Raw genomic sequence first — 18,893 nt, forward strand, 5'->3', positions numbered from 1 at the left:
AGGTTATATGCAGCATCTGGTTATCGTAAGCGATATTTTTGGCCTTTGTGCCGGGTTTAACCGGCTGGCACAGGATTTGGCCGCCACTGCAGCTGTGCAGATGCAGCTTATCGATCCCTATCAGGGCGCGGCGCAACACTTTGCCGATGAGCAACAGGCTTATGCCGCCTACAGCGCCCAGTGTGGCCATGATATATATGCCGGGCAGGTTTTGCAGGCACTGCAAACAGTGCTGCAGCCGTTTGAGCTTGCTATTGGTTTTAGCGCCGGTGCCAGTGCGCTGTGGCGTGCTTTGGCGGACATAGAAACCAGCACAGTAAAACAGGCAGTATTATTTTACCCCGGTCAAATTCACCGGCATCTGTTTGTGACGCCGCAAGTGCCAACGCAGATAATTTTTGGCGCTAGCGAGCCGCATTTTGCGCTAGCCGACATCTGCGCGCAGTTGCAGCAAAAACCGGGTGTAGGCGCTGTTGCAACGCCATTTGCGCATGGTTTTATGAACCCGGCATCACAGGCATTTAATGCTACGGGCTACTATCATCATAGCGCTGAACTGCAGCAGTTATTGCGCTGAGTTGCGTTGTTCCAGCTCAGCCAGCCTGGCTTTTAACTGCTCATTACGCTGTTTTTCTTTTTGCAGCATCAGCTTCAGCTGCACTACTTTGGCTGCAACCTCATCATCTTGCAACGCTTTAAGCCGTGGCTCGCCGCTTTGTGGGTCGATGATCTTTTTCGCTCGGGCATTACAGGTGGGGCAGCTGTGTACGTCAGACATTATTAACTCCTAACTGGTTTTTGTTGTATTGGTTGATATAATCAACTTAATTGTTGGGTTTTTAGTTGATAATGTCAACTTGTTGATGGTGTTTAAGGCAGCGTTATGGATGAAAAGCGGGATTTGCTCGACCAACTGCAACAGCTAACTGCGGAATTACGCGGCCAGTTTTTTCAGCAACTGGCCCCAGAATTACCGGGGCTAACAGCAATGCATGGCCGCCTGCTGCTGATGCTGGCTGTAAAACCAGGCAGCACAGCGCAGCAACTAACAGAGCTTTTAAGGCGGGATAAAGCGCAAATTACCCGGTTGTTAAATGACTTACAGCAAGCTGCTTTATTACAGCGCCAAAACGATCCTGCAGATGGCAGGCGCCAGCTACTGGTATTGTCGGCACAAGGCCAGCAATTGGCCGCAGAGGTAAAGGCAAAAAAACGCCAGATAGCCGGCAAAATGCTGGTTGGCCTAACTACAGAGCAGCAAGCGCAGGTAGCGCAAGCGCTGGCGCAGATGTACCAGAACTTAGTAAATACTTAAGTTACTGCAGTAGCCTTATCGTGGGAAATACCAGTAACGGCAGCCAGAGGCAAAAGCATTTCTTGCTGAATTTATGGCGTGACTGGCACCGCTTCCAATAGCGCCACAATAGTGCTGTTATTGTTTAACCCGGCTAAATCAAGCAGGTAGCCTTTTTCCAGCGCTTGCATACTTTGGTTTGCCAGCAGCTCTTTTACCCGCTGCTCTTCATTATTAACAATGGCGGTTTTCAGTGCCGCATAGTGCATAAAACTACGTGACTCTTCTTCAGGTTGCTCAGTTGTCATTAATCAGGCTCCATTGTGTTTAAAGCGGCCCGTTTTAACGTTATTAAAACGGGCCTTATTAGTTACTCTGAGATAGCTAACTAGCTCAGCTCAATTAACTACCTTCAAACGAGGTAATATCTAAGGTAACGTCACACGTTAATAACCTGGATATCGGGCAGGTTAGTTTGGCCTCTACCGCTGCTTTTTCAAAATCCTCACCGCTCATACCCGGTACTTTGGCATCTAACCAGATTTCAGATTTTGAGATGGTAAAACCGTCACCTTCTTTTACCAGTGTAATAGCTACCTTAGACGCTAAACTGCCTTTGCTAAAACCGAGCTTTGCCAGGCCAAAAGACAGCGCCATCGTAAAACACGACGCATGCGCCGCAGCGACTTGCTCTTCCGGGTTGGTACCTGCTTTGTCTTCAAACCGTGTATTAAAGCCATAAGGCTGATCTTTCAAAGCGCCCGATTCAGTAGAAACATGTCCTTTACCGTCTTTGCCAAGACCTTCATATTTTGCAGTAGCCCATTTGATAATAGCCATGTGGTGCTCCTTAGTTGGTAAGTGGTGTTGTCGACAACGCGAATGGTATCCGCGCGGTTAAGCTACCCATACAGCAGCAAGAGCTGTTCCACACCGGCAAGAGCGCGCCAGCAGGGCGTTTTAGCAACAACGCCCTTTGCCCGGCCCGGTAAGGTATTCATGGTATAGGGTAAGAATTGTAAAACTTGCAGGGTTTAACGAACCTGGCATCAAGCCAGCTGAAATACCTGTTCAAAAATACAGTTTGGTCTTTGAGTTTTTTATCAGCAACTCGCGGGTACAAAAATCGCAAGTTGCAGCAACATAAATTGCTACAAGATAAAAATGCTTGATTTACATTCAGCTAGCGCCCTAGACTGGATGAAATGTTGTAACTTGCGGGTTTAGATCCTTTGAATAAGCTGTTATATGCTGCAATGGGAGTAGATATTGAGTTCAAATTTCAACTACCGAATTGATGCTCCATTTAGTGAAAAGAAACGCTTTTTTAGGGTATGCGTTTATCTTGTCTTATTGCCATTATTTACCGGATTAAGCACAGGAATTATCTATGTGTTGGGTAACTTGATGAAATTCGATATCAATGAACCTATTCGCAGCAGTGAGTTATCAGGTATAGAAATAACCATGTTTTTTGGTGCTTTTGGCCTTGTCATGTTAGTGCTTTTTGGCTTGATGCTATTTATCGCCAAAAAAACGTTTCAAAGGTTCAAAATTTAATGCAATCGCATATAACAAGCAAAGCCAGCCGACGCGTACCGCGCAGCTGCTTTGAGCGTTATGTGCAAAATCGGGCGATAAGATAAAATCCAAAAGGACAGAACATGAATACTTACGCTGACAAAACGCAAAAAAATAAAAACCAATCAGTTGCAAATGAGGTATCTCAAAAGCATCGTGGTGGTGGCTCTACATTCCAGTTTATGGATAATCGTGATGAAACCATTGCTCAAAGAAAGTTGATAGAGCTCGCGAATAATCGCCCTCAGGTTCAGCAATTAAGAGCTTTTCAGGATATGTCGAATAATAACACTAAAACGAATAAATTAATGGCATCGGCTGGTTCAAATGAATGCATTCAAGGTCAATTCACTTTGAGTAGTGGCCCAATGGGAGCAAGACACTTGGGGCCAATTGAGAGATGGGTAGGAAAATTTCACCCTTCCTTCGTCGAGAATTTTCAAACGATAAAAACTGGTTCCGAACCTGTAGATATCAATACATGGCTTGTTGAGAATTTTCACGAGTCTTACGAAACTATATTGAAAGCCGATAGTGCGATGGAAGATTGTTTAGGAAATGAAATAACGGAAGATGAGCTTTTGGGTGGCCCAGGTCCCCCAACCGTAACGCTTGCCTACGGAGAAGAATCTTGCAGGGGGGCACTCGCAGAAGTAAGGAGAGATCCCAGTCTATCAAGGAGGGGAAACAGGTATATAGCTACAACACCAAGCGCTGAATTCCCTGCAGATGAAGAGTCCAGAATGGCAAGAGAGGAGCTGGAAAAACGGGGAGGGGAAGCTCTTACAGGTGTGGATGTACAAGAATCGCCGTTGGCTGAAGAGTCTACTTTACCTTTTAACACGACAGATTTGAGGTTTAGGTATCCTAGAACAAATCGAGGAACTCGACCCAGTACGGCAGATATAACTAGCAGCTATGTAGATAGGGTGGCAGAAACTGGCCAGGGGGAATTGGCGATACCTACTCCAGCTATGTATGGTGGGCGAGCAGCAACCCGTAATAGTCTATATGGTGCAAAGAGATTCGAAGAAACTATGAGGCAGCAAGGGCAAAATGTATCTCAGGTCAGACCTGGACCAGAAAATCAAAGCGAACTTGGACCGTTCGGATACTCTCACCGAATGACAGATCGTGAACAAGAACGGGGTGGCGGTGTATCTGGAAAAACTTTAGTTATAGAACCTGGAGGCGGACCCAGAGAAATGGATGAAGGCGATTAAGTGTTTGTAGTCTGATGATAAAAAAAGAGATGTCCCTGTTGTAAAAATGAGATCGCTTATAAAAATAATTGAATTTCCGATATCTGCTATGAGTGAAAGCACCTAACACATATGAGCCTTCTCGGAGTCAATAGGTAAAACCGCTCTTCTGGCCGCGTTAACGGCCAGGCTCTTGTCCATCAGCAAGATAGACTGCTTCATCTGTCATCATGGTTGCCAGGCGATAGCTTGCAACAAATACATATCGGGGCTCTCTTATCTCATGCTCAATGAGCGCCTGCTGATTTCAGCATCCTTGCCCACAGCAGGGGCACCAGACATTCATCGGTTAAACTGTTGCTGGCATTATTCAGGGCGTTGGGCTTAAAGCCAGTTAGTTTCAGGCTCAGCACAGGTGGAGTCGGTCTTAGCTTTGCCACCATTAATCGCCCTGAAAAGCACATCCAGTACTTATCACCTCGTGCCAGCTATCGCTGTACAAATTCTTTCGGAAAAAATTTGTCATAAACAGTACTGTCAAGAATAAAATCCATTCCAAAATAGTATGAATATTGTGTAGTATAAAATTCATTGAATCTTTTCCTTTTTGTTTTCGACGCCTTCCAATTTAGTTAATCTGGTTGGGCTGGGGGATAGGTTCAACGAGTATGAAAACATTACAGTTGGCGTTATGTACTGAATTAAATCAACAATATGGAGAGTTTTAAGTGTTAAAAAAATATTTTTTAGTTATATCAGCCTTGCTTTTAACTGCTTGTAGCAGTATGAAAGTTGCTCAACTGGATCCAACCACTGGGCGCTTTCCGACGAAAAATCAAGCTACTATAGTTAAAAGTTCCCCTGTCGATCTTGACTCGATGAAGTCATTACTGTTGTTGCCAGACAATGACTTCGTCAAAGGCCAGATCGGAAATATTAATTATTTTAATGCAACAATTACTTTAGATGATTTAGAAACGCTGATCATTCAAAACGATCTAACTGAAGAAGTTCCATCTGTGCGTGAAAAAATAGGAATCAACAAAGCGTATAAAGCATATAAACCTTTTTTATGGCTGAGATTTGATACCAGAAGAGAAAATGGCAAGGAGTACGCCCAGTTTATTCTTACGAAGCCAGATACTTTGGAGGATATTTTCGTCGTTGAAAAACATCTCGACTACGTTTGGGCTGGAGTTAATGACCAAAATACTTGGTACCCATTGTTTAATGCCATCGTTGATTACATTGACGAAAACTCCAAAACATGGAGTCTGAAATAAACACTCACATCACAAACTCGCTCCATTCGGTAACTTAGATAGTAACGCAGCGGCACTTCGCGATTGTGCCGCTATGTCATCGCCCGAAAGCTTGGTGTAGTTTTTCTTTGGAGTAATGATAATTGGGGGCAGATAAAAATTAAAACTTGCTGCTGGCTACGCTATAACTTTCGGAGGGGCTTTTGACCTGTAAGCTTTATTTAATACCTGGCACAATGTGCAACGAAAAGTTATGGGCGCAAGTGCTGTCTTACTTGCATAGCTCAGTTGAGCTGGTTTATCTGAACATCCCGCGGGAAAAGAACTTCGACGAGCTGGCTGAGCACTTTAACAAGTTATTTGCTGGCGATAGCGTAAATCTGGTTGGCTTTTCGCTTGGTGGCTATATCGCAACCTATTTCTCGTTGCGGTACCCGCAGCGCGTAAACAAGTTATTTGTCATATCCAATAGCCCTACCAGCTTGTCCTCAGCAGAGCTAAATCAGCGAAAAGACACCCTACAGTTGGTGAAGAAATATGGCTATAAAGGTATTAGCAGGCACAGGGCTAAAACATTACTGGATGCTGGCAGCCAAATAGATCGCCTTACAGATATCATCTTAGAAATGGACAACGACCTAGGTGAAGCTGAGTTTATCAGCCAGTACCAATACACTTCAAACAGAATGGATTTGTCTGCCAGGGTAAATGAGCTACCACGCCATACATGTTTTTACTACAGCGTTGGCGACAGCTTAGTAAGTGCTCAGTGGCTTAATGAGATTAGCAAAGCAAACCCCAAACTGTCAGTTATAAGCACCGCAGGTTCAGGCCATATGCTGCCACTGGAAAAGCCCCGCGAGTTAGCAGAATACCTGAATGATTGGGCGCAGTTATAAAACCGAGCGAAGTAACAGACTATATTTCAGCAAGGCATAGACCAGCATTGACTGGCCTCAGACGATAAGGCCATAAATCGCTACAACAATAGCAATAACAGACACCATGCTGCTGCCCAGCACCAGCGTTTTATAAGTAGCAACCTGCCGCTGTGCTTCTACTGATGCCTCTTCGGCAGAGGTAATAACCTTTTGCAATTGCTCGGCAATAATATGCAGTGATTGCGCATTTTTCGTTACCGCATCCTGTAACTCTGTAATTTGCTGTGCCACCACCGGGTCTGATTTGGCCACTTCAGATTTAGAGGTAAAAGCCGGAATAGCGCTAGTGGCTATTGTTGTCAGATAGGGCGCAAGTGCTTTGATAAGTGGAATAAATTGTATTGCCATAAGTTACCCTGATAAGTTGCCACGCCAAAAGCATTTTACTCAAAATAGCCGGTAACGCCTTTTTCAGCAATCGTTTAGCAGCCATCACCATGATTGGCTGTAGCGCAAAACTGACAATCAGTCCTTATTATTTAGCCATCTAAACGTATAGAAGTTGACTTTGCAGTGCATTTTACGCAAAGTAGCGGCTATGTCAGTTAACCGGGTGTGGCTATGCCTATTAAAGTGATCGATCAGTTGCCGGCGGTGGAAGCCTTGTCGGCCGAAAATGTGTTTGTAATGACCGAAAGCCGGGCGCAGTCGCAGGATATCCGGCCGCTGAAAATTGCTATTTTAAATTTAATGCCAAATAAAATTGCCACTGAAATTCAGCTATTGCGTTTGCTGGCCAACAGCCCGCTGCAGGTAGATGTCGATTTGCTGCGCATTGACGATCATGTCAGCAAAAACACGCCACCAAGCCATTTAAATTGCTTTTATCGCTATTTCTCTGAAGTACAACAGCAAAAATATGATGGCTTAATTATTACCGGCGCGCCGCTGGGGCTGGTCGATTATGAAGACGTTACCTACTGGGCGCAGTTTGGCGATATTCTGCGCTGGGCCGATAACAATGTTACCTCCACCTTGTTTTTATGCTGGGCGGCGCATGCCGCCTTGTATCAGTATTATGGTTTACAGCGCGAAATCCGCGGTGAAAAATTATCCGGCGTGTACTGGCAACAGGTCAGCCAGCCGTTGTGCCCATTGGTGCGCGGTTTTGATGACGAGTTTTTAGTGCCGCACTCGCGTTATGCTCAGGTGCCGAAGCAAAAGTACCAGCAGCACGCTGACTTACATATCCTGGCCGAGGCCGATGTCACCGGCGCTTATTTATTGCAAAACAGCAGTGGCAGTCGGGTATTTGTTACCGGCCACCCGGAGTATGATTTAAGTACGCTGGACGAAGAGTATCAGCGCGATGTCGCTGCCGGTGTCGCGGCCAAATTACCGGAAAATTATTACCGCCACAATGACCCCTTGCAGGGGCCGCAAAAGCTGTGGCAAAGTCACGCCTTTTTACTGTTTAGCAACTGGCTGAACTATTATGTCTACCAGGCCACGCCGTTTGAGCTAAGCCAGATTGGTCGTAACACCTAAGTTACTGATTATTAAAACGAGCATTTTATGACTGCAAGACTGACGCCTGACCATTTTCGTAAGCTGTTATCTGAGCGTATTTTCATTCTTGATGGCGCTATGGGCACCATGATCCAGCAGCACCGCCTGGAAGAGGCCGATTACCGCGGCAGCGAATTTGCTAACTGGCCCTGTGATGTAAAAGGCAATAATGATTTACTGGTATTAAGTCAGCCGGATCTGATAGCCGATATTCACCGTCAGTACCTGCTGGCCGGTGCCGATATTGTTGAAACAAACAGCTTTAATGCCACGCCTATTGCGATGGCCGATTACCAGATGGAAGCCTTGTCAGCACGAATTAACCACGAAGCGGCCGCGTTGGCGCGGAAAGTTTGTGATGAAGTGACCGCACTTGAACCACATAAACCGCGCTTTGTTGCCGGTGTGTTAGGGCCAACTAACCGCACCGCGTCGATATCGCCGGATGTGAATGACCCGGGCTTTCGCAATGTCAGCTTTGATGAGTTAGTGGACGCCTATACCGAATCGACCCACGCTTTAATCGAAGGTGGCGCCGACATTATTATGCTGGAAACTATCTTTGATACCCTAAATGCCAAGGCGGCGGCTTTTGCGGTGCTAAAAGTATTTGATGAAGTCGGCTTTAAACTCCCGGTGATGATCTCCGGCACCATTACCGATGCCTCCGGCCGTACTTTGTCCGGCCAGACTACCGAAGCCTTTTATCACAGCCTGGCCCATGTTGAGCCGGTGTGTTTTGGCCTTAACTGCGCTTTAGGGCCGGATTTATTGCGGCCTTATGTCGAGACGCTGTCTGGTGTATCAGAAGCTTATGTGTCGGTGCACCCTAACGCCGGCCTGCCAAATGAATTTGGCGAATACGATTTAGGCGCCACCGAGATGGCCACTGAAATTAGCGATTGGGCCAAACAGGGCTTTCTCAATATTGTTGGTGGTTGCTGCGGCACCACGCCGGAGCATATTAAAGCCATCGCCGAGGCAGTAAAGGATGCACCGGCCCGCCAACCTAAAGCGCCGAACCATAGTTTTCATTTAGCCGGCCTTGAAGCCTTTTCTCTGGAGTGGTAATGCGACAACAGGCCCGATTTATCAACGTTGGCGAGCGGACTAACGTTACCGGCTCAGCCAGATTCAAAAAGCTGATTTTAAACGGCGACTACGAGGCGGCGCTTGATGTGGCGCGGCAACAAGTTGAAAGCGGCGCGCAAATCATTGATATCAATATGGATGAGGCCATGCTCGACAGCAAGGCCGCCATGGTGCGTTACCTGCAGCTGCTGGCCTCAGAGCCGGATATATCGCGGGTGCCGATTATGGTCGACTCGTCGAAATGGGAAGTTATCGAAGCGGCGTTAAAATGCATTCAGGGCAAGGCTGTTGTTAACTCTATTTCACTAAAAGAAGGCGAAGTACCGTTTTTACACCAGGCACGTTTATTACGCCGCTATGGGGCTGCAGTAGTGGTGATGGCGTTTGACGAACAGGGCCAGGCCGATACCAAAGCGCGCAAAGTCGAGATTTGCCAGCGCGCTTATAAAATCCTCACTGAGCAAATTGGTTTTCCGCCAGAAGACATTATTTTTGACCCGAATATCTTTGCTGTCGCCACCGGTATTGAAGAGCACAACAACTATGCGGTCGACTTTATTGAAGCTACCCGCGAGATAAAGTGTTTGTGCCCGCATGCGAAAATCTCCGGCGGTGTATCCAATGTGTCGTTCTCGTTTCGCGGCAATGATGCGGTGCGCGAAGCCATTCACTCAGTATTTTTATACCACGCTATTGGCGCCGGTATGGATATGGGCATTGTTAATGCCGGCCAGCTTACCGTGTATGACGATATTCCTGCATTATTAAAAGAGCGGGTAGAGGACGTTATTCTTAACCGGCGCGATGATGCCACCGAGCGGCTGCTGGAGATTGCCGCCCAGTTTAAAGGCGATGGCAGCGTGGCAGAAAAAATCGATGATGCCTGGCGCAGCCTGCCGGTTAACAAACGGTTGGAGCATGCGCTGGTTAAAGGCATTACCGACTTTATCGAGATCGACACTGAAGAGGCGCGGCAACAGGCGGAAAAACCGCTGCATGTGATTGAAGGGCCTTTAATGGACGGCATGAACGTGGTCGGCGATTTGTTTGGCGAAGGCAAGATGTTTCTGCCACAAGTGGTGAAATCGGCGCGGGTAATGAAAAAGGCTGTGGCCTATTTGCAGCCCTACATTGAGCTGGAAAAAGAAGGCGGTCGGGCCCAGGGCAAGGTACTGTTGGCCACGGTAAAAGGCGATGTGCATGATATCGGCAAAAACATTGTTGGTGTGGTGCTGCAGTGTAATAACTTTGAAGTGATAGATCTTGGCGTAATGGTGCCCTGCGCCGAGTTGTTGCGCGTGGCCAAAGAGCGTGATGTGGATGTGATTGGTTTATCCGGCCTGATTACGCCGTCACTGGATGAAATGGTGCATGTGGCCAAAGAGATGACGCGCCTGGGTTTTACCCAGCCGCTGTTAATTGGCGGCGCCACCACCTCAAAAGCCCACACTGCAGTAAAAATAGAACCCAATTATGCCAACGGTGTGGTGTATGTACCCAACGCGTCGCGCAGTGTGTCGGTGGTGCAATCGTTAATTACGCCCGATAGCAAAGCCGATTATTTAGCGCGGATTAAAAACGAATATGTAGTGGCGCGCGAGCAACATGCCCGTAGCCGGCCTGGTGAAAAGCTGCTTAGTTTAGCTGAGGCTAAAGCGAATAAATTCCAGCTTGATTTAACTAAGGTAGCACCAGCGCCAAAGCAATCGGGCGTGCACTTATGGCCGGATGTTGATCTTAATATTTTGCGCGACTATATCGACTGGACACCGTTCTTTTTAACCTGGCAGTTATCCGGCAAATACCCGGCGATTTTAAACCATGCTGAAGTCGGCATAGAAGCGCGTAAGCTGTTTAAAGACGCCAATGCGATGCTTGACAGCATGATTAACGGCGGCCATGTCAAAGGCAAGGCAGTGTTTGGTTTGTTTCCGGCTAATAGTGATGGCGAAGATATAGTGGTGTACACCGATGAGACGCGCAGCGTTGAAAAAGCCCGTTTATATAACCTGCGCCAGCAGTTACAGCTGAGAAATAATGCACCCAATTGCAGCCTGGCTGATTTTATTGCGCCGGTTGATAGTGGTGTTAAAGATTATATTGGTGGCTTTGCCGTTAGCACCGGCTTTGGCGCTGATGAGTTCGCCGCCAAATTTGCTGCTGAACATGATGATTACAACAGCATTATGGTAAAAGCGTTGGCCGACCGTTTAGCTGAAGCGCTGGCCGAATACCTGCATTTAAAAGTTCGGCGTGAGTATTGGGGCTATGCCGCCGATGAGACACTTGATAACGAGCAGCTTATTCGCGAGTTGTATCAGGGCATCCGCCCGGCACCGGGTTACCCGGCCTGCCCGGAGCACACTGAAAAAGGCACCTTGTGGCAGCTGCTGGATGTAGAAGCGCAAACCGGCATCGTATTAACCGAAAGCTACGCCATGTGGCCGGGCGCGGCGGTAAGTGGCTGGTACTTTGGCCACCCCGACAGCAAATACTTTGCCGTCAGCAAAATTGACGTTGATCAGCTTAACGAATACGCGGTGAAAAAAGGCTGGAGCCCTGAGCAGGCGCAAAGCTGGCTAGCGCCTAACCTGCGCTAGTGCGCTAGCCTGCATGCAGCAATAACGCGGCTAAGTGTTTGTTATAAAATAAAACATCGTTGTTTCTGCTATAGCAAATAGCTTGCATTTGCTCCGCGCTGTCGGGTAAAACCGTCTAAGCTTAATAAAAAGTATGGCGGAGTGCGTATGGCCGGAAAAGGATGGGTAGTAGCTTGCCTGCTGGTATGTCAGTCTGTGTGGGCTGCCCCGCTTAACGTGTTGGTGGGGCAACATAAACCGCCGTATATTAAGCTGGATACTGTCAGCGGTTATGAAATTGAGCTGCTGCGTGAAGTAGTCAGGCGCATGGGCTATGAAGCAAAGTTTACTTTTTTACCCAACTCCCGCATTCGCAGTCAGTTGGAAAGTGGCTTTGGTGATATTGCCAGTTTGCAGCCTAATGAGCCGGATGAACCCGGATTATTTTTCTCCCAGCCTTATATTCGCTATCAGAACGTGGTGGTTGCACGGCAAAGCGATGAGTTAACCCTGCAACATCCTGCTGATATGGCGTTGCTGACTACCGTTGCGTTTCAGGGCGCGACGGTGGTGCTTGGAGCTGACTACCGCGATGCAATGGCGTTACAGCCGGGCTATCTGGAAACGGTGGATCAGCAAGCTCAGGTTGAAATGTTGTTTAGCGGCCGCGTTAAAGCAATAGTGCTGGATCGGAATATCTTTACCTACCATCAGCAACAATCAAAACGTGCACTGCCGGCAGTTATTCACGAGCTGTTTGGCTCGACCTTATACCGGGCAGCTTTTCGTGATCCGGTGTTGCAGCGTCGTTTTGATCAGGCGTTACTCAGCGTACTGCTGGATAACTGGTACGAGCAACTGCAGTTAAAATACCTGTTGCAGCTTAACCAGGAACTGCCAAACCGGTTTTATTGCAACGACATACAAGCCGTCAGCACACAGCAACCGGCTGGCTAACGCCATTGCTCCAGCAGTGCAGCCAGCATAGTGGCGTCTATCGGTTTAGTTAGCATGTCATTCATGCCAGCCTGCAGGCATTGCTGGCGCACATGCTCAGAATGATGCGCTGTCATGGCGATAATCGGGGTCTGTGTATAGTTATGATGCTGGCGTAATTGGCGTGCCGTGTCATAGCCGTTAAGCCCCGGCATTTCTATATCCATTAATACTAAGCTGATGGTGTGTTGCGTGGCGAACTGTAATGCCTGTCCGCCATTGTTGGCGCTAATTACTTTATGTCCGAGTTTTTGCAGAATAATTTGCGCCAGTGCCTGATTAAAATAATTGTCTTCTACCAGTAGCACTGTGTGCTGAAATGTTTTGTCGTCAGCCAGTTGCAGTGGCGACGGGGCCGCAGGTTCCAGGCTGTCGGCACTGGCCGCACTAAATTGCACAGCAAAGCTAAAGCTGCTGCCCTGGCCTTCGGCAGTCTGAACATTAAGTTTGCTGCCCATTAGTGTTAGCAGGCGCTGACAAATGGTCAGGCCCAGGCCGGTGCCACCGTATTTGCGGCTGATAGAGCTATCAGCCTGGCTAAAAGCGGTAAACAAGCGGGCTTGCTGCGTTTCGCTAATGCCAATGCCGGTGTCGGTGACGGTAAACTGCAACAGGCATTTATCAGCATTGCCGATCGGGCTTACTGTCAGGCTGACACTGCCGCGCTCGGTAAATTTAATGGCGTTACTGAGTAAGTTAATTAATACCTGGCTGAGTCGCAGCGCATCGCCTTTCAGCACCGGTGGGATATTGTTATCCAGTTCCAGCGAGAAATTCAGCCACTTTTGTTGCAACTGGGCGCTGAACATATCGGTAACCTGCAAAATGGTTTGTTGCAGATTAAACGGTGCTTGCTCCAGCTCCAGCTTACCGGCTTCTATTTTGGAAAAATCCAGAATGTCATTAATAATACTTAATAAAATTTTGCCGGAAGCACGAATTTTAGCCAGATAACTTTGCTGGGTTTTAGCATCCTGGCTGTGCTGCGCCAGTTCGGCAAAACCGAGTACGGCATTTAGCGGTGTGCGCAGTTCATGGCTCATATTGGCAAGAAACTCGCTTTTAGCTGCCGTAGCCGACTCTGCCGTGTGTTTAGCTTGTTGTAACTGCTGCATAGTGTGTTGCAGGTGCAGCGTGCGTTGCTCTATCAAGGTGGTAAGTTGCTGTTTTTCAGCCGTTAGCTGATGGGTGCGCCATTTTAGCAGCAGATATATTAAAGCCGCAGCCAGCAGCGCGTACAGCAACCAGGCCAGTGGGCTGGCGTACCATGGGTGGGCAATATGAATATTCAGCGGTGCCGATAACTGCAGGTTACCCTGATAATCCAGGCTGCGTACCATAAACTGGTAGTCGCCGGCGGGCAGGTTGGTGTAATCACGGTATAACTCGTTGCTCCAGCCCGACCAGTTTTTATCGTGGCCTTGTAATTTCACCTGAAACTGCGGCAAAAATAAGTGGCTGAAGTTGGGGCTGGCGTATTCAAAACGCAGCTCTGTGCTGGCTGCATCCAGTTTTAGCCGCTTAGGTAAAGTGCCGCCACTGTAGAAAATATCGCCGTCGAGTGTTCTGAGTTGCCGTATTAACGGCAGCCGCGGCGGCAGGTTGCGATGCTCTGTAATAGCAAAGCGGAAAATGCCTTCTGCGCCGCCAAACCAAATAACATTTTGCTGATCAATCAGCAGCGTATCGAGCGGAATATCCTGCAGTGGTAGCAATGAGGAAGCCTGCCAGCGATATAAGCCATTATCGTCGGCAAATAATACTCCGGCCTGACGGCTGCCGGTAATGTTGTCCCATGTTAGTAGCCAGAGATTATTGTGTTGGTCGATTTGTGGATAACGCACCCAGGGTTGGGTATCCGGAAAGGCTGCGCCCAGCACCTTGTCGGGGACAAATTGCGCGCTTTGGCTGTCAAAACGGTAAAAGCCGCTGACAGTAGCAAACAGCAGTTGTTGTTTGTACCAATGCACTGAGTTGCGGTTTTCGCTGGGCAGGCCAGTGCTTCGGTTAAAGCGTTTTACCACCAGTGGCACCGAATTCCCGCCTTGCCAGTTTTGTGGCAAAGTGATGCGATACACACCATGTGCCAGTGTCCCCAGCCACAAATCGCCACCGGCGGTTTCATATATGCTGTTCAGATTGCCGCTAACGCCGGGTACACGGCCTTCGTTATGCCACTGGCCCTGCTCATAGCGCATACTGGCCAGGCCATCCTGTAAACCTACAAAAACCCGCTGTGGGTTTTGCACCGACTGATAAAGCACTTTGCTGGCCAGCTCAGACGGGCGAACCAGCTTGATTTCCTGCTGACGCAATGCATAAACGCCATTACTGTTGGCAATCAGCAGTTGCTGCTCAAAATTGATAAAGTCCCAGGTTTGTTTTTGTACTTCGCTGATGGCTTCAAACTGATTCTGGCTGTTGCGGCGGTATAAGCCCAGGCTGGTGCCGGCATACAGCACCTCGTTGTGCTGGTATAACGACAACACATTGCCATATAAACCACTGGCGTTGTTGTAGTACGACAGGGCAGATGATAAGTCAATTCTGCTCAGGCCGTGGTCCAACGCCAACCATAAGCCCTGCTGATGATCCTGATAAAGCGCCCGGATGTTTTGATCTACCAGACCAAACTGTTTGGTAATGTGGCTTTTTAACCTGCCATCGGCGCTAAGAATATATAAACCATTTTGGGTGGTACCCAGCGCAAAATCACCATTGGTTAATTTAATGCCGCTGTAAAGTAGGGCCTGGGGTAATACGTCGTCAACTTCTGTGTGCCAGTGCCTGGCGCCGGTGTTATCCAGCAAAAACAGACCCTCTTCGCGGCTACCGGCCAGTAGAGTGTCGTCGTTATAGCTTTCCAGCATAAACACACTGGTAGTAGCAAAGTGTTCAGAGCCGGGCAGCAGGGTAAAATCGCCTTGCTTCAGCTCCAGCAGGCCGGTGCCTTCTTCACGCACTATCAGGCGGTTATTCAGCCAGAATGCTTTGAGAAAAGCGCTGTTGCTGGTCCAAACTCTGACGTGTTGCGGCGTAAGCAGAAAGATATAATTGCGGCTGACAAAGTACACGCCATCATCTGTGGCGAAGGTTTGACGTACATCCTGAAAATTGCGCTGCTCCGGCGCAATACGGTCGAGCAACGAAATATAGCGGCTGCCAGAGGCGTGGCTGGTATCAAGATAACCGATCTCGCCTTTAGAACCGACATAAATACGGCCGTCTTTGGCCAGTGCTAACGAGCGTACTACCGCTTTATTACGGGTGGGGATCATACGCCAGTGGGCACCGTCGTATTCCAGTACCCCTACGTTGTTGCCAACATAAATAAGACCACGCTGATCCTGAATCAGAGCCCAGTTTTGCGTACCGCCGTTGTAATCTTTCGGTTTAAAATTGCTTAGCAGCGGGGTGCCAGATTGGCCGGATGACAATGCCAGCATAGGGTAGCTGCATAACAGCAACGCTATATACAGCAGCACCCGGCAGCGGTTAAATTGGCTCTTCACTATGCTCACCCTCCTGTTCGCACAGCTGAATACGCTTGGCAAAAGTCAGCAGGCTGTTAATCAGACAGGCTGAGCGCGTATTGGTTTATTTACGCAATACTTTGTCCAGATATCCCATGGCAAAGGCGGATAACACAAAGGTGATATGTATCAGCAAATACCACTGAATTTTATCGTTAGCGATGGTTTCGGTATTCATAAATACTTTTAACAGATGAATAGATGATATCGCAACAATGGATGCTGCTACTTTATTTTTTAGCGAGCCGGAATCCAGCTTACCCAGCCAACTGAGTTTGTCATCGTTGCCTTCCAGATCCAGCCGCGAGACAAAGTTTTCATAACCGGAAAACATCACCATAACGATCAGGCCACCGACCAGGGCTATATCAATTAATGACAGTACCACCAGAATCAGTTCTACTTCTTTCATGCTGAAAATGATCGGCAGTATATGAAACACTTCCTGAAAAAATTTAATGCCAAGAGCTAGCAACGCCAGGCTTAAACCCAGATAAATAGGTGCCATGATCCAGCGCGATGCATACATCAGTCTTTCAATAAAATTTTCCATAATTTTTCCAGTCAATTTAGCAGCGTGTATTATGCGGCGATCAGGCGATAGGTCAAGTACGCCGGTGCTGAATTTCATTGCTTTCTCAGCTGTCGGTTACCGCATATTTGTGCACTTTACCGCAAGCTTGGCTTAGGGCCGGGTGGAATATGATAGCGTTGCGCCGTTGAAGCTTACAGATGTTCCCATATGAGAAAAATTTATCGCTATATCGCTGTGTTACTGACACTGTGTTGTAGCGCTGCTGCAGCTGACGAAGGCTTATGGCAACCACAGCAGCTAGCTGAGTTAAAACACAGATTAGTCGCGCAAGGTTTACTGACAGCGCCACAGCAGGCTGATGCGTTTAGTGCGCTGCCTTTAAATGCCTTAGTGCGGTTAAATAACTGCAGCGCTGCTTTTGTGTCGGCGTCGGGCTTGTTGCTGACTAATTATGCCTGTGTGGCCAGTAGCCTGCAGCAAGCCGGGTTTAGTGCACTACAGCAGGATTTTACCGCTGCCAATCCAGCTGCTGAAATAGCGCTGCCGGGCGTCAGAGCATTACTGACACAGCAGGTACAAAACGTCACCGTACAAATAAATCGCCAGCTTGATGCCAGCGCCAGTGCCAGCGAGCGAGCGATAGCACTACAGCAACTGAGCCAGAAAATGGTGGATGAGTGCCAGCAGCGCAGCAACTACCTGTGTGAAGTGACCAGCCAGCATGATGGCCTGGAATATTATCTGGTTAAGTCAGAGCCCATCGCCGAGCTGCGCCTGGTGCATTTACCGTTATCGGCTGTATCACCTGAGCAGGCGCCAAACTGGGGCTGGCCACGTTATCAGGCCGACTATGTTTTTTTACGCGCTTATACCGCCGACAATACCGCTTTAAAGCCAGCAGCACATTTAACTTTGTCGACAAAAGGTATTAGCGAGGGTGACACGGTAATGGCCGCCGCGTTTCCGCAGCAAAGTGCCCGTTATGCCAGTGCCGATGAAGTGCGTTTTTTGTTTGAACAATATTATCCGCAGTCGGTGCAGTACCGTCAGCAGGCGTTAGCACTTATTACACAACTGGCGCCGGAGGGGTCTGCCCGCGCTACGCAATATCAGGATTTAGTCCGCTCTTTGCAGCACAGCCTGCTTGAAGAGCAAAATATGATCGAGCGTTACCAGCAAAGTAGTTTGCAGCAAAAAAAAGATGCGGCAACCCAGCAACTGAAAGCCTGGATTGCCGGTAGCCCGGTACGCCAGCAGCTTTATCAGCCGCGGTTGGCACGCTTAAAGCAACTTAGTGCGCAGCAGCGCATTATGGCGCAGCGTGATCTGGTATTAACCTATCTAAGCCGTGCCCAGTTGCCCACTCTGGCCAGGCGTTTATATAAAGCGGCACTGGCAAAAGAACAGGCGCAAAACAGCACCGAGCAGCAACAGGCCGCTGCTGAAATGGCACAGCTGCAGCAACTTATCAGTGAAATGCCAGAGCAGTTTGATGTGCGTGTCGATTTAGAGCTGGCGCTACATTTTCTGCGCCAGTATGCCAGTTTACCGCCGGCTGCCCGCATTGGCGCTTTAGATCATTATTTTGCGCTGGGTGATGGTTTTAACCTGGAGATTGTGCGGCACAAACTGGAAACCATGTATCGTGGCACCAGCCTGCGCGATGCCGGGCAGCGCGAGTTATGGTTGCAGCGTAGTGCAAAGCAGTTTGAAAAAAGCCGCGATACCTTGCTCAGCTTTGCCGTTGCCATGCATAAAGTGGGCGAAGAGCTGGATCAACAACGGTTTGAACTGGCCAGCCAGTTAGCACAAATACGGCCGTTGGTGATGGAAATACATATGGCCTACGCCGAAGCAAATGGTCAACTGGCCTATGCTGACGCCAACGGCACCCTGCGGCTGAGTTTTGGCAAGGTGAAAGGTTATCAACCGGTTGATGCAGTCTGGTATCAGCCATTTAGTACAGTGCAGGGTATGGCGGTGCAGCCACAAGCCAGTGCGCTTGCTGCAACGGACACACCACTGCCGGTTAATTTTCTTAGCAGCATAGATACTTGCGGGCGGGGCAGCAGTGCGCCAACCTTCAATACACAAGGTGAACTGGTTGGGCTGATGTTTTCCGGGGTGGCAGAAAACCAGCTGGCAAACTGGCACTATGATGCTAAGCGCAGCCGGGCGGTGCATCTGGATATTCGTTATCTGTTATGGCAACTGCGCCAGAGTAGTACAAACCGGCATTTGCTCGACGAAATGGCTGTTAGTTTCTGAATATAACTGCCCATCCGGGCGGTTATCCGTTATACCCTCTTAATTTGCCGCATTTTGCAGTATCATAGCCGCCAGTTTTGTAGCAGCTGTGCTGTTATCTG

The 18,893-nt window shown here is 48.4% G+C and carries 17 protein-coding genes; 11 read left to right on the forward strand and 6 right to left on the reverse strand.

Annotated features, from left to right (window positions below; translation table 11 throughout):
- Positions 1 to 7 precede the first annotated feature (7 nt).
- On the forward strand, positions 8 to 577 hold the full coding sequence (locus AR688_RS04035) for a hypothetical protein (RefSeq protein ID WP_068229460.1): 570 nt from the start codon (positions 8 to 10) through the stop codon (positions 575 to 577).
- On the opposite strand, the gene AR688_RS04040 is transcribed toward AR688_RS04035, so the two are convergent.
- Positions 566 to 778, reverse strand: coding sequence for a hypothetical protein (locus AR688_RS04040; protein ID WP_068229463.1), 213 nt, complete (start codon positions 776 to 778; stop codon positions 566 to 568). The genes AR688_RS04035 and AR688_RS04040 overlap by 12 nt on opposite strands.
- A gap of 105 nt (positions 779 to 883) precedes the next feature.
- Between AR688_RS04040 and AR688_RS04045 the strand changes: the two genes are divergently transcribed.
- Entirely contained in the window at positions 884 to 1,315 is a 432-nt protein-coding gene (locus AR688_RS04045) for a MarR family winged helix-turn-helix transcriptional regulator (protein WP_068229465.1), read from the forward strand.
- Positions 1,316 to 1,386: 71 nt separating this feature from the next.
- Here the strand turns inward: AR688_RS04045 and AR688_RS04050 are convergent, their stop codons facing one another.
- Together AR688_RS04050 and AR688_RS04055 are read right to left on the reverse strand one after the other, a co-directional pair.
- Complete coding sequence (locus tag AR688_RS04050) at positions 1,387 to 1,602, reverse strand: hypothetical protein (protein ID WP_068229466.1); 216 nt, start codon at positions 1,600 to 1,602, stop codon at positions 1,387 to 1,389.
- 94 nt (positions 1,603 to 1,696) lie between these two features.
- Positions 1,697 to 2,134 (reverse strand): OsmC family protein, encoded by a 438-nt coding sequence (locus AR688_RS04055; RefSeq protein WP_068229467.1) that lies wholly within the window; start codon positions 2,132 to 2,134, stop codon positions 1,697 to 1,699.
- Between the two features lie 429 nt (positions 2,135 to 2,563).
- On the opposite strand from AR688_RS04055, the gene AR688_RS19835 reads away from it, so the two are divergent.
- The 4 genes from AR688_RS19835 to AR688_RS04070 all read left to right on the forward strand — a co-directional run bounded on the left by AR688_RS19835 (position 2,564) and on the right by AR688_RS04070 (position 6,238).
- Positions 2,564 to 2,854 carry a hypothetical protein gene (locus AR688_RS19835; RefSeq protein WP_082694671.1) on the forward strand — a complete coding sequence of 97 codons (291 nt, stop codon included), beginning with the start codon at positions 2,564 to 2,566 and terminating at the stop codon, positions 2,852 to 2,854.
- 104 nt (positions 2,855 to 2,958) lie between these two features.
- A complete protein-coding gene (locus AR688_RS04060) occupies positions 2,959 to 4,098 on the forward strand; it encodes a hypothetical protein (protein ID WP_068229469.1) in 1,140 nt (379 codons plus the stop codon).
- Between the two features lie 707 nt (positions 4,099 to 4,805).
- Positions 4,806 to 5,360, forward strand: a complete 555-nt coding sequence (locus AR688_RS04065; protein WP_156420201.1) for a hypothetical protein — start codon at positions 4,806 to 4,808, stop codon at positions 5,358 to 5,360.
- Between the two features lie 215 nt (positions 5,361 to 5,575).
- Positions 5,576 to 6,238: an alpha/beta fold hydrolase gene (locus tag AR688_RS04070; protein ID WP_068229476.1), complete on the forward strand. Its 663-nt coding sequence runs from the start codon at positions 5,576 to 5,578 to the stop codon at positions 6,236 to 6,238.
- A 57-nt stretch (positions 6,239 to 6,295) separates the two neighbouring features.
- On the opposite strand, the gene AR688_RS04075 is transcribed toward AR688_RS04070, so the two are convergent.
- Entirely contained in the window at positions 6,296 to 6,628 is a 333-nt protein-coding gene (locus tag AR688_RS04075; RefSeq protein ID WP_068229482.1) for a hypothetical protein, read from the reverse strand.
- Positions 6,629 to 6,841: 213 nt separating this feature from the next.
- Here AR688_RS04075 and AR688_RS04080 point away from each other — a divergent pair, with 213 nt between their 5' ends.
- The 4 genes from AR688_RS04080 (at position 6,842) to AR688_RS04095 (ending at position 12,417) form a co-directional block, all read left to right on the forward strand.
- Entirely contained in the window at positions 6,842 to 7,768 is a 927-nt protein-coding gene (locus AR688_RS04080) for a homoserine O-succinyltransferase (protein ID WP_068229483.1), read from the forward strand.
- A 27-nt stretch (positions 7,769 to 7,795) separates the two neighbouring features.
- The gene (locus AR688_RS20695; protein WP_068229486.1) at positions 7,796 to 8,860 is read left to right on the forward strand and encodes a homocysteine S-methyltransferase family protein; all 1,065 of its coding nucleotides are present in this window, start codon (positions 7,796 to 7,798) and stop codon (positions 8,858 to 8,860) included.
- Complete coding sequence (gene metH / locus AR688_RS04090; RefSeq protein ID WP_068229488.1) at positions 8,860 to 11,481, forward strand: methionine synthase; 2,622 nt, start codon at positions 8,860 to 8,862, stop codon at positions 11,479 to 11,481. The genes AR688_RS20695 and metH overlap by 1 nt, the downstream gene beginning before the upstream one ends.
- Positions 11,482 to 11,628: 147 nt before the next feature.
- Positions 11,629 to 12,417, forward strand: coding sequence for a substrate-binding periplasmic protein (locus AR688_RS04095; protein WP_068229490.1), 789 nt, complete (start codon positions 11,629 to 11,631; stop codon positions 12,415 to 12,417).
- On the opposite strand, the gene AR688_RS04100 is transcribed toward AR688_RS04095, so the two are convergent.
- Both AR688_RS04100 and AR688_RS04105 read right to left on the reverse strand, forming a co-directional pair.
- Positions 12,414 to 15,968 carry a hybrid sensor histidine kinase/response regulator gene (locus AR688_RS04100; protein WP_231731948.1) on the reverse strand — a complete coding sequence of 1,185 codons (3,555 nt, stop codon included), beginning with the start codon at positions 15,966 to 15,968 and terminating at the stop codon, positions 12,414 to 12,416. The genes AR688_RS04095 and AR688_RS04100 overlap by 4 nt on opposite strands.
- 85 nt (positions 15,969 to 16,053) lie before the next feature.
- Positions 16,054 to 16,542, reverse strand: coding sequence for a TIGR00645 family protein (locus AR688_RS04105; RefSeq protein WP_068231178.1), 489 nt, complete (start codon positions 16,540 to 16,542; stop codon positions 16,054 to 16,056).
- Positions 16,543 to 16,731: 189 nt separating this feature from the next.
- Between AR688_RS04105 and AR688_RS04110 the strand changes: the two genes are divergently transcribed.
- Complete coding sequence (locus tag AR688_RS04110) at positions 16,732 to 18,792, forward strand: S46 family peptidase (RefSeq protein WP_068229496.1); 2,061 nt, start codon at positions 16,732 to 16,734, stop codon at positions 18,790 to 18,792.
- Positions 18,793 to 18,893: the final 101 nt, after the last annotated feature.

The organism is Rheinheimera sp. EpRS3, from assembly GCF_001513785.1.
Classification (GTDB): domain Bacteria; phylum Pseudomonadota; class Gammaproteobacteria; order Enterobacterales; family Alteromonadaceae; genus Alishewanella.

What these genes read in the sequence shown, in the direction of transcription:
- AR688_RS04035 (WP_068229460.1), top strand. Translation starts at nt 8, where the DNA reads ATGCAGCATCTGGTTATCGTAAGCGATATTTTTGGCCTTTGTGCCGGG.
- AR688_RS04040 (WP_068229463.1), bottom strand. Translation starts at nt 778, where the DNA reads ATGTCTGACGTACACAGCTGCCCCACCTGTAATGCCCGAGCGAAAAAG.
- AR688_RS04045 (WP_068229465.1), top strand. Translation starts at nt 884, where the DNA reads ATGGATGAAAAGCGGGATTTGCTCGACCAACTGCAACAGCTAACTGCG.
- AR688_RS04050 (WP_068229466.1), bottom strand. Translation starts at nt 1,602, where the DNA reads ATGACAACTGAGCAACCTGAAGAAGAGTCACGTAGTTTTATGCACTAT.
- AR688_RS04055 (WP_068229467.1), bottom strand. Translation starts at nt 2,134, where the DNA reads ATGGCTATTATCAAATGGGCTACTGCAAAATATGAAGGTCTTGGCAAA.
- AR688_RS04060 (WP_068229469.1), top strand. Translation starts at nt 2,959, where the DNA reads ATGAATACTTACGCTGACAAAACGCAAAAAAATAAAAACCAATCAGTT.
- AR688_RS04070 (WP_068229476.1), top strand. Translation starts at nt 5,576, where the DNA reads ATGTGCAACGAAAAGTTATGGGCGCAAGTGCTGTCTTACTTGCATAGC.
- AR688_RS04075 (WP_068229482.1), bottom strand. Translation starts at nt 6,628, where the DNA reads ATGGCAATACAATTTATTCCACTTATCAAAGCACTTGCGCCCTATCTG.
- AR688_RS04080 (WP_068229483.1), top strand. Translation starts at nt 6,842, where the DNA reads ATGCCTATTAAAGTGATCGATCAGTTGCCGGCGGTGGAAGCCTTGTCG.
- AR688_RS20695 (WP_068229486.1), top strand. Translation starts at nt 7,796, where the DNA reads ATGACTGCAAGACTGACGCCTGACCATTTTCGTAAGCTGTTATCTGAG.
- metH (WP_068229488.1), top strand. Translation starts at nt 8,860, where the DNA reads ATGCGACAACAGGCCCGATTTATCAACGTTGGCGAGCGGACTAACGTT.
- AR688_RS04095 (WP_068229490.1), top strand. Translation starts at nt 11,629, where the DNA reads ATGGCCGGAAAAGGATGGGTAGTAGCTTGCCTGCTGGTATGTCAGTCT.
- AR688_RS04105 (WP_068231178.1), bottom strand. Translation starts at nt 16,542, where the DNA reads ATGGAAAATTTTATTGAAAGACTGATGTATGCATCGCGCTGGATCATG.
- AR688_RS04110 (WP_068229496.1), top strand. Translation starts at nt 16,732, where the DNA reads ATGAGAAAAATTTATCGCTATATCGCTGTGTTACTGACACTGTGTTGT.